Origin of the sequence: Photobacterium japonica (genome assembly GCF_050337005.1) — a bacterium.
In the GTDB taxonomy this organism is placed as follows: Bacteria; Pseudomonadota; Gammaproteobacteria; order Enterobacterales; family Vibrionaceae; genus Photobacterium; species Photobacterium japonica.
Map to the genome: position 1 here is coordinate 25,055 of NZ_JAKJSN010000052.1, position 12,260 is coordinate 37,314.

General features: G+C 46.8%; 12 protein-coding genes. 7 read left to right on the forward strand and 5 right to left on the reverse strand.

The window, feature by feature from the left end; all coding sequences use genetic code 11:
* Positions 1-510 precede the first annotated feature (510 nt).
* From L4C36_RS18390 to L4C36_RS18400, 3 genes are all read left to right on the forward strand, one after another.
* Entirely contained in the window at positions 511-1,377 is an 867-nt protein-coding gene (locus L4C36_RS18390) for a glycoside hydrolase family protein (RefSeq protein WP_428479259.1), read from the forward strand.
* Entirely contained in the window at positions 1,374-2,096 is a 723-nt protein-coding gene (locus L4C36_RS18395) for a hypothetical protein (RefSeq protein WP_428479260.1), read from the forward strand. The genes L4C36_RS18390 and L4C36_RS18395 overlap by 4 nt, the downstream gene beginning before the upstream one ends.
* 457 nt (positions 2,097-2,553) lie before the next feature.
* Positions 2,554-2,766 carry a cold-shock protein gene (locus tag L4C36_RS18400; protein WP_428479261.1) on the forward strand — a complete coding sequence of 71 codons (213 nt, stop codon included), beginning with the start codon at positions 2,554-2,556 and terminating at the stop codon, positions 2,764-2,766.
* Positions 2,767-2,887: 121 nt separating this feature from the next.
* Here the strand turns inward: L4C36_RS18400 and L4C36_RS18405 are convergent, their stop codons facing one another.
* From L4C36_RS18405 to L4C36_RS18415, 3 genes are all read right to left on the reverse strand, one after another.
* Positions 2,888-4,672, reverse strand: a complete 1,785-nt coding sequence (locus L4C36_RS18405; RefSeq protein WP_428479262.1) for a glycoside hydrolase family 36 protein — start codon at positions 4,670-4,672, stop codon at positions 2,888-2,890.
* 170 nt (positions 4,673-4,842) lie between these two features.
* Positions 4,843-5,079, reverse strand: a complete 237-nt coding sequence (locus L4C36_RS18410; RefSeq protein ID WP_428479263.1) for an RNA recognition motif domain-containing protein — start codon at positions 5,077-5,079, stop codon at positions 4,843-4,845.
* 125 nt (positions 5,080-5,204) lie between these two features.
* Positions 5,205-5,621: a hypothetical protein gene (locus L4C36_RS18415; RefSeq protein WP_428479264.1), complete on the reverse strand. Its 417-nt coding sequence runs from the start codon at positions 5,619-5,621 to the stop codon at positions 5,205-5,207.
* Positions 5,622-5,848: 227 nt separating this feature from the next.
* Between L4C36_RS18415 and L4C36_RS18420 the strand changes: the two genes are divergently transcribed.
* Complete coding sequence (locus L4C36_RS18420; protein ID WP_428479265.1) at positions 5,849-7,036, forward strand: MFS transporter; 1,188 nt, start codon at positions 5,849-5,851, stop codon at positions 7,034-7,036.
* A 203-nt stretch (positions 7,037-7,239) separates the two neighbouring features.
* Positions 7,240-7,701 carry a dCMP deaminase family protein gene (locus L4C36_RS18425; protein WP_428479266.1) on the forward strand — a complete coding sequence of 154 codons (462 nt, stop codon included), beginning with the start codon at positions 7,240-7,242 and terminating at the stop codon, positions 7,699-7,701.
* A gap of 166 nt (positions 7,702-7,867) precedes the next feature.
* Here L4C36_RS18425 and L4C36_RS18430 read toward each other — a convergent pair whose 3' ends face one another.
* Positions 7,868-8,704, reverse strand: coding sequence for a patatin-like phospholipase family protein (locus L4C36_RS18430; RefSeq protein ID WP_428479267.1), 837 nt, complete (start codon positions 8,702-8,704; stop codon positions 7,868-7,870).
* Between the two features lie 205 nt (positions 8,705-8,909).
* On the opposite strand from L4C36_RS18430, the gene L4C36_RS18435 reads away from it, so the two are divergent.
* Positions 8,910-9,218: a hypothetical protein gene (locus L4C36_RS18435; protein ID WP_428479268.1), complete on the forward strand. Its 309-nt coding sequence runs from the start codon at positions 8,910-8,912 to the stop codon at positions 9,216-9,218.
* Positions 9,219-9,494: 276 nt separating this feature from the next.
* Complete coding sequence (locus L4C36_RS18440) at positions 9,495-10,034, forward strand: hypothetical protein (RefSeq protein WP_428479269.1); 540 nt, start codon at positions 9,495-9,497, stop codon at positions 10,032-10,034.
* A gap of 122 nt (positions 10,035-10,156) precedes the next feature.
* Here L4C36_RS18440 and L4C36_RS18445 read toward each other — a convergent pair whose 3' ends face one another.
* Entirely contained in the window at positions 10,157-11,836 is a 1,680-nt protein-coding gene (locus L4C36_RS18445; RefSeq protein ID WP_428479270.1) for an RluA family pseudouridine synthase, read from the reverse strand.
* Positions 11,837-12,260 lie beyond the last annotated feature (424 nt).

Below are 12,260 nucleotides of genomic sequence, written 5' to 3' on the forward strand. Positions count from 1 at the left end.
ATCAACAGCCGAGATATATCATCGAACTAACATTTGATCAAGTTTTGATTAGGTGTGTACTGTGGTTTTCAGTAATGAAATTAAAGCATATAGTGAGTCTAGGTGTTGGGCAGATGTCAAAAAGAAGAAGTCGTTCAAGTGTTTGATTTTGATTGTAAAGTTAGGATTTGGCACATGAGAAAAATTGAGACGAATGATTCAAAGGATGACATATTGATATTAAAGGCATTCCGTACAGAATTGTAATAATCACCGTCCCATACTTTTGTAGCGCAAATGGTGTGATAAAAAATGCATCGACGTTGAATTCGAGATGTCGGTCTAATTATATTGACAACACCAACAATAAATTTACGCGTAATGACTGTGCAAATATATAATCTCACTAATATTACTTTCATTGTATGTTGTAATGTGAAAGCCAAGTGACTATCACGATTAATTAACACACATTAAGTTTTAATATGCCTTTTTGTGCTATTTAAAGTTGTATTGGTATATGGAGTGGTAATGTCTAAGTTAAAAATAGCTAAATCAGTAGGTATAGGTGGTATTAATAACTATCTAGATATAAAGGCTGTTCAAATATCATTAAACAAGTTGAGAGTACAACTTTCACCTATGAAAAAACTGGATGATGATGGTTCTTTAGGGCGTAAGCCAGAAAATTCGAAGACAGTTGAAGCAATAAAAATATTCCAGAAAAAAATATTAGGTATGCCAAGGCCTGATGGAAGAATTGATGTTAACGGTCGAACGCATCGAAAAATCAATGAGAAGTTGAATCAGCTCAATGTTGCCACACCTATAGTTGGTGAACTAAAAACAACGCTAAGACGTATGATTGAGGAGAATGAAGGGCGTATACCTCATATGTATTTGTGTACAGAAGGTAAGGTTACCGTCGGTGTTGGTCATATGATGGCCTCTGTATCTGCTGCACAGAAAGTCCCATTTGTGGTGAGGGGGACGGGGGTGCCTGCAACAAAAAAGCAAATTGAAGACGAGTTCAATGTAATAAAAGCGCGGCCATATGGGAAATCCATGCCTCATCATAAATTTAAAGCATTCACTGTACTAGAATTATCCAGTGCAACAATGTCTACTCAGATTGATAATCATATTAAGAGTTTTGAGAGAGAACTTAAACTGATATATGGAGCAAATGAATTTGGCTCTTATCCTGATAATGTTAAGCTGGCTTTATTTGATATGATTTTCAACTTAGGTATGCCTACATTGAAGTCAGGCTTTCCTAGTTTTAATAAACATATTAAAGCTGGGGATTATGAAAAAGCGGCATTGGAATGTAATCGATACCAAGTCAGTATTAAAAGAAATGACTTTGTTCGAAGTCTACTAAGGAGTGCCAAGTGAATATGTTTACAATCCCTCTTTTGCTTGTGTCACTCTTATCCAGCATGAACGTGATGAGTGCTGATGGGGGAATTCCTGCGAATTATAGTCTGCATAATAAATCTATGGTGTTTTTTGTTAAACCTGTAGATGCAGTTACAAGTGCAGACTTTATCTCGATGTATGATGCAAAATGGTATTATGAAGAAAGCTTAAGGCACGACGAACATGGGGATAAACAAGTATCAACGTGTGCCGATCTTGTTGTTAGTTTGAATGATGGATATCGCTCACCAACAAACGATGAATATGATTATATCTCAGCGGTTAATCACCTTTGTGTTACTTGGCGTGAAATATCAAAGCTTGGTATTTCAGACAAAACGTATTTAGATGGTCTTCAATTAAACAAATCACTTGCTAGCGTTTTGCCACCTCAACTCGCAATGACAATTTCAAAACACGATAAAAGCCGTCTGATGACGATGCCAAGTTGGGATGCGATGAGTGCCATGATGAATGTCATACCGCTAAACCACGATCAAGCCCTATTTGAAACGAAAACGGGCACTCAAAAACTGACGGTAATGGCAAAAGGGGACTACAACAAAGATGGGGTAGAAGATGTACTCGTGTATCTTGAAGATAATGTCAAAGGGGGGTCTTATTCAGCGGTACGGGCTTTTGTATTAACAAGGCTGGAAGGAAGTGATGCATTTTCCATATTGCATCAATGGTAAATTGATTTTTCCGCAATCCCATTCACGGCAGATGGTGGCCACATTACGTGGTCGCCCTCTGTGTTTTCAGCGTCTTCTGTTCGGTTAAGCAGAAAAACGCGCGCGTATGCTGGCGTAAGACGAGCCTCTGGGGCCGTCACGCAAACAGGCTCAAACACCCCCATCGAAATGTGTGCTCGGGCTTTGCATCTTTCTGTGTATCAATATAATCCTTCAAATTCAGTTGTTTACACTCGGCTGTTTACAATGCTTCGTTTTAGATGAATAATAACGCCGCTCTGCTGTTCAGGGTTATTAATGCAACATCAAGTAAAAGTAAAACTCTTTGAATAGCTTCATTTTTGTTGTAATCCTCAGTGTTTCCCTTCGCTTCATCGTCACATTCAATAATTCAAACTCTTAGCACATTGCATTTTATCAATGCTCATGTTCATCAATTTAACGTTAAGGGATACCTATGTCTCACAAAGCAACGGGTTTAGTGAAGTGGTTTAACGAAGAGAAAGGCTTTGGTTTTCTAACGCAAGACACCGGTTTTGCGAATGTCTTCGTTCACGTCAGTGCCATCGCTTCTGATGATGTTAAGACGCTGTCTGAAGGCCAAAAAGTGTCTTATGACGTAGAGCAAGGACCAAAAGGTCTTCAAGCGGTGAATGTTATCGTTTTATAATTTATCCAAGGTGATAAATAAGAAAATGCTGGCGATGGCCTGCTTTTTTAGGCCATGACACATTGACGATGACAGAGGGCGACCACGGTGATGTGGTCGCCCTCTGTGTTTTAAACGTCGCTTATTCGGCGCGGCAGAGAATCGCGCGTGCACTTGGTGCAAGGCCAGCCTCAGAAGCTGTCTCGCAAACCGCCTCAAACACCACATCAAAATGCGTGCTCGGGCTCTGCGTGAGTTGCTCACCGCTCCAATAATCATACCAGTGTGCAGGCTGTGATGCCGTCAGCGTGAATGCCTGATGGTCACGGTTGAAGTGAAACAGGCAATGGAGGACACGGTTATCCGGCAAGGGGAGCTGGGCATGGGACAGATCGAGCGAGCTAAAGGTCGCGGTTTGCTGGCTCAGTTTTTGTCGAGCAATGAGCTGGGTGAAGCTGGTTTTGGCAAACGAGGTGATCGCAGGTAAAGGATCGCCCGATAGCAACATACCCCCACAGGCCAGCATGGCGGTACGGTGGAAGTGGTAGCTGCTGGCGTCGGTCGCTTGATCAGGCAGCGAAGTCAGCGTGACGCAATCAGGGTCAATTTGCCACAACTGGCGATGTTGCCAGGCGCGATAAAAGGTCTCTTTGGCGATTTGTTCAAAGCGATGAGGATGGCGTTCAACATCATCTGAGACTCGCATGGCATCCACCAAGCCCAGTGATGGCCACATCGGCGTATTACAGCCTAGCAGCCATGCATCGCCGGCACCTGCCGCAATGGCTTCCATGCCCATGCGATACGCCTGTACGCCAGTCACGCCCGACTGATAACGCACGCCTTTAAGGGTACCCCAGTAGTTGGCATCCAGTTTGAAGAGTTCGACGCCCCAGTCTTCACGCATGGTTTGTACGACATGTGTCAGGTGGGCTTGTACCTCAGGATGGGAGGTATCCAAAATATACCAAGGGGTACAGCGCCAGCCGCCATAGGTGATATCTTCCGCTTTCAGCAAGGTGCCATCACGGTGTTTAACAAACCAGTCGGGGTGCAGTTGAAATAACTCGGATTCCGGTTGGGCGATGAAAGGCGCCATCCAAATAGCGGGCTTTTTGCCTTGCGCTTTAATGGCGTGGATTAACGCTTTAACGCCCCCTGCGAATTTGTCTGATGGTGTGAGCCAGTCACCCATGAAGGCTTGATAGCCGTCATCAAGCAGTACCCATTCCAGATCATCAAGTTCACCGTGCATTTCCGCGACATTTTGTTGGATGTTCTGTTCGGTGACATCGGCGTAGTAGGCATACCATGAACACCAGCCAACCGGTGCGTGTTGTGTCACGCCTGATCGACGAGGGTGGTGGGTTTGGAGCAGTGTGGAATACTGACCATAAAGCGCGGCCAGTGAATCACCGGTTAGGATGCAAACGTTTTCAAGCTGATCGGTGTCCCAGCACTGTATTGGGCTATCTTCGCCATCAAGAAAGGCATGAATGGCGGTACCTGTGGCGGTGGTGGCGATTTCAAAGTACCCCGCAAAGCGATGGCATGTTGTAAAGCCAAATAAGGTGTAGCCGCTGGCTTGTTCAAGCACTAAATGGTTATAGAAGCGCTTGGGCGCATCTTGTGGATATATACGGTAGCTGTCGTTATTGTCGGGACAGCGGCCAATATCAACGAGTTGATTGACGGTTCCTGCGGTCTGGGCCAGCATCTGGAAGCCGTCGCCAATCAGTTTGGCATTGGGGTCTACCGTATAGGGAATGGAGGCAATAAGGTAACCTGCAGGAAGAAACGGGCTATCGCTACCGTGGTCTTTACCATGAAAACGCAGGGCTAATTCATTGTGGTTGATGTCATAGGACACATTCGGCTGCAGGCACTCTACAGTGCAGCCATTTTCTAACATGACTGTTTGGATCATAACATGACTCATTCAAAAGCAGACGCCTGTTGCGTCGGCTGGATTACATCATGGAATCGTTTACACCATCTGTGAGTCGGCGTTTATTTCTTCACTTTGTGTCACGTTTTTTGCGCAATAAAAAAGCCAGCGCACAGAGTGGCTGGCTTTCATCATGCTTAATGATGGGGTTAGTCTGCTTGCTTGACGCGAATTTTGCTTTTCGCCACAGCAGTTAGGTTCAGGCTAGCAATCGCGGCTTGGGCTTCTGCCTCGTCCGGCATTTCAACAAAAGCGAATCCTTTTGATTTCCCCGTGTCTTGGTTTAAAACAAGGGTGCATTCAGCCACAGCACCGTGGGCAGAGAATAGATCACGGATTTCATGTTCAGTTGTTGTGCGAGCAAGATTACGAACTAAAAGTTTCATAGAGAACCATTTGATATAAAAGTTACCGAGTGATTGTCTCAGGTTACTCGACCCAAACCAAGGAAATACTAAAACTAAGCGCAGATAGTATTGAAATCAGCATAAAGCCATATTTATGCGGCTAGTTACTCAACCATCTCAAAGTAGAACTTGTACTCACGTACTCCGTCTATCTGGATGCCTTTTTCTCTTAGTTCAAGGTACTGTTGCAGTTTAACCGTTCTGAAATCCATCGCTTTTAACGCAAGAATTATCCGCAGTTCATCCATGGGGCGTGCTTTCGCTGCCGAACTGCACGTACTGCAGACAACATGTGTCTTTGCTTTAAATCCCGTCTTATCCAGCCAGTTAAGGGCGTTGGGCGCTTTATGCTCACCACAAAAATAACAGTGGTTGCCTTGCTGCAATGCGGCCTGCTCCCTTAACGCTTTCGGGCTGGGTGCGGGTGCTTGTTTGGGCGATTGCTTGTGTGAGGTATAAGTGGCGGTTTTACTGGCCTGCTTTTTACCACTGAATGTAGAGAACTGAACGACATTAGACATGTGGGATCACTCTGTTTCATTAAGCTGTACTTGCTGAATGGGCAACGTATAGCCGCACATTATTGTCTAATTAAGATGTAAATTAAAGCCGCCGATAGGCGGTGCATGTGACGCAAGAGAGTCGAGACATCGCGTTTGTCTGCAAATGTAAATTTTCTTTTCTTTGAATGTAATGCTGATAATCTGGCGAGCTAACCCTTTTTTACCCCCTTTCAGATGGACAGCTCATGCTAGCAAACCGTTTCCCCGATGGATGGAGAACGCCTCAAAACTTTCTCATTCTTATYTCTATTATTGTTCCTGTTGCTTTTTCAAGCTGGCAAGCACTGTTGAACAACTTCGTGATTGAAAAAGCCGCGTTTACTGGTGCGGATATCGGTTTGCTGCAAAGTGTACGCGAAATTCCGGGCTTCTTGGCGTTTACGGCGGTCTTTGTGCTGCTGTTTGTGCGTGAACAACGGTTTATTATTGTGTCGTTGGCGATGCTGACGTTGGGTGTCGCGATGACTGGTTTCTTCCCGTCGGTGACTGGCCTGCTTGCAACCACCATGATTATGTCCATCGGTTTTCATTACTTTGAAACGTTGAAACAGTCGTTGTCATTACAGTGGTTGAACAAGGATGAAGCGCCGGAAGTATTGGGTAAGCTGATTTCTGTTGGGGCGTTCGCGTCGTTGTGTACCTACGGTGCATTGTGGGTGATGCTGGAACAGTTTCAGATGGAGTACAAGTGGGTGTACTTGATCACGGGCTCAATCGCGTTCCTGTTGTTGATCTTCGTGGCGATTGCGTTCCCAAGTTTTCCAGAGGGTACACCGCAAACGAAGAAACTGGTTGTGCGTAAGCGCTACTGGTTGTACTACGCATTGACGTTCATGAGTGGTGCGCGTCGCCAGATCTTTATGGTCTTCGCTGGCTTCTTGATGGTCGAAAAGTTTGGTTATTCTGCTGCAGATATCACGCTACTATTCTTGGCCAACTACTTCTTTAACTGGTTATTTGCGAAGAAGATCGGCCGTTTCATTGGCCGTGTGGGTGAACGCAATGCATTGATGTTTGAATATGTAGGTCTGGTGTTTGTGTTTGTGGGTTATGCATTTGTGGAAACCGCTGAAATGGGTGCTGCACTGTATGTGATTGACCACTTGTTCTTTGCGTTGGCATTGGCCATGAAAACCTACTTCCAGAAAATCGCGGATCCAGCAGACATGGCCTCTACGGCGGGGGTGTCATTTACCATTAACCATATTGCGGCGGTGGTGATCCCTGTAACGTTTGGTGTGTTGTGGCTAACGTCGCCTGCGACGGTATTCTTGGCGGGTGCCGGCATGGCGGTAATTTCGTTCTTGTTGTCGATGAATATTCCGACTAATCCGGAAGAAGGCAACGAAGTGCGTGTCCTGATCTGGCGCTAAGTTGGCGATAACGTCAGCACTTTTTGCCCGAACAGGTCGGTTCAGTGCGTGATTCTGTGGTAAGACTTGAGCCAGTGGCGTAAGTTTTGCAAAATGTAGCCATTCTTGTTGCTTCATCGGGGCGTCTTTTCCGTCAGAACGGGCGGGGCAGCTGCGATTGGGCGACAATGCGTCGCTAATGATGAATAAAAAAGGTAAAGAACATGATTTCAAAATGGGCTGTGCGCTTTTTTCAGATGGCTGAATTGGTCGCGTCATGGAGTAAAGATCCCTCAACGCAAGTCGGTGCGGTGATCACACAGGGGAATCGCATTGTCTCTGTGGGCTTCAATGGCTACCCACACGGTGTGTCAGACAGCGCGGATACCGATGACCGCGAAATGAAATTGTTGAAAACGCTGCACGCAGAAGAAAATGCGATTTTGTTTGCTAAGCGTGATTTGGCGGGGTGTGAGATTTGGGTGACCCATTTCCCTTGCCCGAACTGTGCGGCGAAAATTATCCAAACGGGAATTTCAACCGTCCATTGCCCGGAGCAGTCGGAAGATTTTCTTTCACGCTGGGGCGATAAAATTCGTGTTAGCCAAGAGATGTTCGCGCAATCTGGCGTGGCGGTGAATTGGTTGCCGTTGAATGAATTGGTACCAAGCAACAGCAAAGAGTGATCTTGCGGGCGACGGTCTCGTTATCGACGGTTCAACGTGAAAAATAAAAAGGAGGCTGAGAAAGCCTCCTTTTTTGTTTGTGTGATCTGAGCGTAATGACGACCCTATAAACGCAAACGACACGATGAACCGTTGTGACCGTTCTTATCATCAAGGCCATACCGCCTTACAGATTGCGTATATGGTGTTGACCAGCCTCAATACCCATTTGGTAGCCTTTATCTAAATGGGTTTTGTTCATGGTTAAGCGTTTAATGTCGAAATTTTCCGGCGGGGCCAGCACTTTTACCGTGGTGTCCGCAGGCGGATGGTGAATAAAGTCGAGTGCCGCATTGTAATGCTCAGAACGGTGGATCAGCGCATCTGCAATACCGGGATAGCGGAACAGCATCTTCTTCATCATCCACGGGTGTTTGGCTGGGTTCATGTGGTAGCTCAGAGGATGTGACAGGATCACTGTAATGTCACGCGCCCCACGGCGATAGGCTTCTTTAACCGGAATGGAGTCGGCCACGCCACCATCGGTATAACAGCCACCGGAAAAGCACGGCGGCGTTTTTACCGCAATGGGCAAGGCCGCCGTGGCAATCATGGCATTTTTCATGTTGCCGTTGTTAATGCGGTAGTAGTCGGCACGGCCATTGTGGACATTGGTGACCGTTGCCCATAAGGGAATATTGGCGAGTAATGTGGCTTTATCAATCGGGAAATGCTGATCGGCGGCTTCCCATAACCATTCGATATCAACTAAATCGCCCCCTTGCAAAAAGCGGCGTGGGTTGTAGAACGTCTTGCTGGTGGCAAGTTCCGTAATGACGCGATAACTGCGCTGTGGGGCGTGAGAAAGGTATCCCAATAAATTGGAGGCACCGGCTGATACGCCAATGGCAAAGTCATAAGGTTGGAATTGTTCTGCCATGAAGGCATCCAGGACTCCGCTGGCAAAAATCCCTCGCATTGCGCCGCCTTCAACGATTAAGGCTCGACCATTTTCAAAATACATACTTACCTCTGGATCTGGTTGCCGGACAAGACTACGCCTCTTTTTACGAGAAAGATATTCGGTTTTAGCAATTACTGTAGTCAGTCATACTTAACATGCATCCTGCGAAAAAGGCGTAGGGATCGGGCTTGAGGAAAACATGAAATATGATTAAATGCCCTTAATCCGCCGAGGTTGGCGGCCTGAACAAAGGAGTGTAGTCGGGATGCGACAGTATGTGGTGTGGGGCGCAGGGCCAAGCTTGATTGTATTAGGTTGGGCATTTTATTACTGGAGCCATTTTATGTCTGAGGGCGCCAGTGGCTTCACCCAGTTGATGCTGCAATGCGCGTTCTATGCGGGTATGGCAGGGGGCGCGGCCTTGGTGATGGCTTTTGTGCGCATACTAATACGCCGATGGCGGCAAAGTCCGCGAGTAAAAGATGCGGGTGGTAAAGGACTGTTTTGGCTCGCGGCGGTCTGTGGCACCAATGCATTGTGCCTATATGTGCTGGCTTTCCTACCCAATGCGTAGGGAAAAACCGGGGTTATAGACAGGAATAGCCACAGTCTATCCCCAGAAATTGTGGATAACCTTACATTTATGGGGATATTGCGTGACACAAACAAGGTGTCGGCACCAAATGCAGCGAATTGGTTACTTTGTAATCAATTGTTATGGCGGTAAAAAATGCCACGCATTCAACCCTAAGCAGTGTTTGTATCTGTTTTTCAGCGAAAACTTGCTTGTTTACGTGGCATTTCCCCATTACTATCTAGCCCTAAGATTGATGACCCTCGGGGAACTGTAATGGATTTTGTTGTTGACGTATTAGGCTGGACGAGTGTTGCTTTTTATATCTCTTTAACCGTGTTTAACAGCATGAAAGCGACTCGCTTTGCGGCCTTTGGCTCTGCAGCCAATGATATTATTTGGGCTTTCTTGATGGGTTGGCATGCGAAGGTGATCCTTAACCTGTCAGTGGCAAGCATCAACACCTACCGTTACGCGAAAGACTTCACTACGGTTTCCCATAAGTTGATTATGGCACTGGGTGCGGTGATGGGTGTCGGCATTGCGACCATTCTGTATTTTGCTGTCTCGTCGTTCATTGCTGAGCCTACGTTGGCGGTGGCGTTCCAGTTTGCTGATTTGGGTGTGATCCTGGCGGCGATTTACATGACCAGTCTGCGTAAATATCGCGTGTTGATGTTGATCTCTGGTGCGGTGGGCATGGTCGGTTATTACGGTAATCCGCAGATGATGATTATCAAAGCGATGGTGATCGGCATTATGTCTTATAAGCTGCTCACACAGAAAGAAGACGAGCCAGTGGCCGCTGCCGCGTAATACGCATGATACCGATTTAAAAAAACACCCCATCACGGGTTGACCGTGATGGGGTGTTTTTGTTTAGGCGTGATATTGATATACGGCCAGAGGTGATGGTTTCTGGCCTTTATCCTTAGCGCTTAAAATTCAGCATCCACATGGAATGACATCGGTACGTTTGTGATCGGGTGAACCAGTTCCAAGGTTTCCGCATGCAAATGCAGACGATCGGCTTTTACGCCGTACAAGTCATCGCCGACAATCGGCATGTTTAGGCCCAAGCTGTGTGCACAATGCACGCGCAGTTGGTGAGTACGGCCGGTTTTCGGGTACAAGCGTACTTTGGTGTACTTATCTGTACGGCTGAGCACTTCATAGGTGGTTTCGGCCGGCTTACCGTGTTCATAACACACCAGTTGACGAGGACGGTCATGCAGATCGCCACGCATCGGCAGAGTGATCATGCCGCTGTCTTGGGTCAGTACTCCATCGATCATCGCGGTGTAGCACTTTTTAACGGTGCGTTGAATGAACTGTTTTTGCAGGTTCTTATTGGCACGCTTACTGATGGCTATCACCATTAAGCCTGACGTCGACATGTCCAGACGGTGCACAATTAAAGGGCCGGTTGCATCGGGGAACTGCTGCTTCATGCGAAGGAACACCGAGTCTTCCACCATTTTGCCCGGTACCGATAAAAACTCAGCGGGCTTATTCACCACCGCCATGTCGTCATCTTGGTAGAGGATCTCAATGGTTTTGCCTTCTGCCGGGTTTTGCTGCAATGGGTTTTCATCTACATCCATACCAGACAGCATGTGAGTTAAAATTGGCTGGCATTTACCCTGGCACGCAGGGTAGAAGTTCTTGTGACGACGAATCTCCGATTTTGGCGACGTACCCCACCAAAACTCGGCCATCGCCAATGGGGTGAATCCCCACTTGAACGCATACTGTAACAGTTTCGGTGCGGCGCATTCACCGGCGGCGGCGGGTGGAACGCCTTGTGTGGTGCCAGCGAACAAATCACCCAGATCTTTTTCCTCACCCGTGATATTGAGGAAGCGGTATTGGGCAAACAACTTCTTCTGCAACGCAGACGAACGGTTTTTACGTGCTTGTTTTAACGAGGCAACGTCAGCAGTAAGGGCATCAAGCTCGGTTTGACGAGACCCAATGCGAGCTTCCCATTCTAGCTTCAAATCACGCAGCTGAAGCTTTTCGATGACACTTTCATGGCTCAGGCGTTGCTTCAGTTCGTGACGATCTTCCTGCGTCATTGACGCGCTGTTCTCACGTAAGGCTTTACGCACCTTACGGGCTTCGACCATATTTTCACGGTGCGCTTTCAGCGCTTCATCACGGGCATGGGTGTCCGCTTTCACGCTTTTCTTGAGCGCGATAACCACAGGGTTTGATGTCAGGGCTTCAACTTGCTGGCTGATGCCATTAATTTCGGTTTGTTCAGCAATGAAGAAGCTGTTTTCGGTGAGCATATCAAACACCGGTGGCACAAAGTGTGGCAGCAAGTTTTGATCGGCAATTTTTCCTGAGAATGCCGATAAATAGCCAATCTCACCGTGTGGATTACGCACAAGGAGTACCCCAAACATTTTGCCGATCGCGTTACTGGTATCCCCTTCGACACCAAAATTATGTTGCCAGTCGGTTTGCGAGACAAGGTGCTGCTGCAACTCGTCGGCCGCCAACAAACACAGTGGGTGTGGCTCGTAATAGAAGGGGAAATTGAAACGCTCTGGTAATGCATAGGCATCAATATTGGCGTTAAACGGGGTAAAACAGAGTTCCGGGGAATGCATAGGCTGATCTATCGTTGCAGGTATGTGCGGCGCAGCATGTACGTCGCGGCATATACGTCACAAGTTTCGCCACATCAGATGGTGTTGATGGGCACATAATCGGAGGATTTTACCCTGACCGTTGGCAGAGATCATTAACTGTGCGAGATAATTTCGCGATAAAGGCAGCCCTAGTGGGCGGGAGAGGATTTATCTGCTTATAAAGACGCAGGATGTGCTGTTTATTTAGCATATACAGGATAGGGTTGGAGAAATGTTTTTCTTGCGCCATTATTTTGGCGAAAATACCAGGTAACGAGTAAGCAGATAGGGGGATGTAAACGCATTTAATGTGTTTGTTAGGTTAAATGTTCGGCAAATGGCTCTTAAGTTAGAAGATTTTATTATTTTTCACAAAATTTGTTTCAGTATCGCCCCTTTTTAT

What these genes read in the sequence shown, in the direction of transcription:
- L4C36_RS18390 (WP_428479259.1), top strand. Translation starts at nt 511, where the DNA reads ATGTCTAAGTTAAAAATAGCTAAATCAGTAGGTATAGGTGGTATTAAT.
- L4C36_RS18400 (WP_428479261.1), top strand. Translation starts at nt 2,554, where the DNA reads ATGTCTCACAAAGCAACGGGTTTAGTGAAGTGGTTTAACGAAGAGAAA.
- L4C36_RS18405 (WP_428479262.1), bottom strand. Translation starts at nt 4,672, where the DNA reads ATGATCCAAACAGTCATGTTAGAAAATGGCTGCACTGTAGAGTGCCTG.
- L4C36_RS18410 (WP_428479263.1), bottom strand. Translation starts at nt 5,079, where the DNA reads ATGAAACTTTTAGTTCGTAATCTTGCTCGCACAACAACTGAACATGAA.
- L4C36_RS18415 (WP_428479264.1), bottom strand. Translation starts at nt 5,621, where the DNA reads ATGTCTAATGTCGTTCAGTTCTCTACATTCAGTGGTAAAAAGCAGGCC.
- L4C36_RS18425 (WP_428479266.1), top strand. Translation starts at nt 7,240, where the DNA reads ATGATTTCAAAATGGGCTGTGCGCTTTTTTCAGATGGCTGAATTGGTC.
- L4C36_RS18430 (WP_428479267.1), bottom strand. Translation starts at nt 8,704, where the DNA reads ATGTATTTTGAAAATGGTCGAGCCTTAATCGTTGAAGGCGGCGCAATG.
- L4C36_RS18435 (WP_428479268.1), top strand. Translation starts at nt 8,910, where the DNA reads ATGCGACAGTATGTGGTGTGGGGCGCAGGGCCAAGCTTGATTGTATTA.
- L4C36_RS18440 (WP_428479269.1), top strand. Translation starts at nt 9,495, where the DNA reads ATGGATTTTGTTGTTGACGTATTAGGCTGGACGAGTGTTGCTTTTTAT.
- L4C36_RS18445 (WP_428479270.1), bottom strand. Translation starts at nt 11,836, where the DNA reads ATGCATTCCCCGGAACTCTGTTTTACCCCGTTTAACGCCAATATTGAT.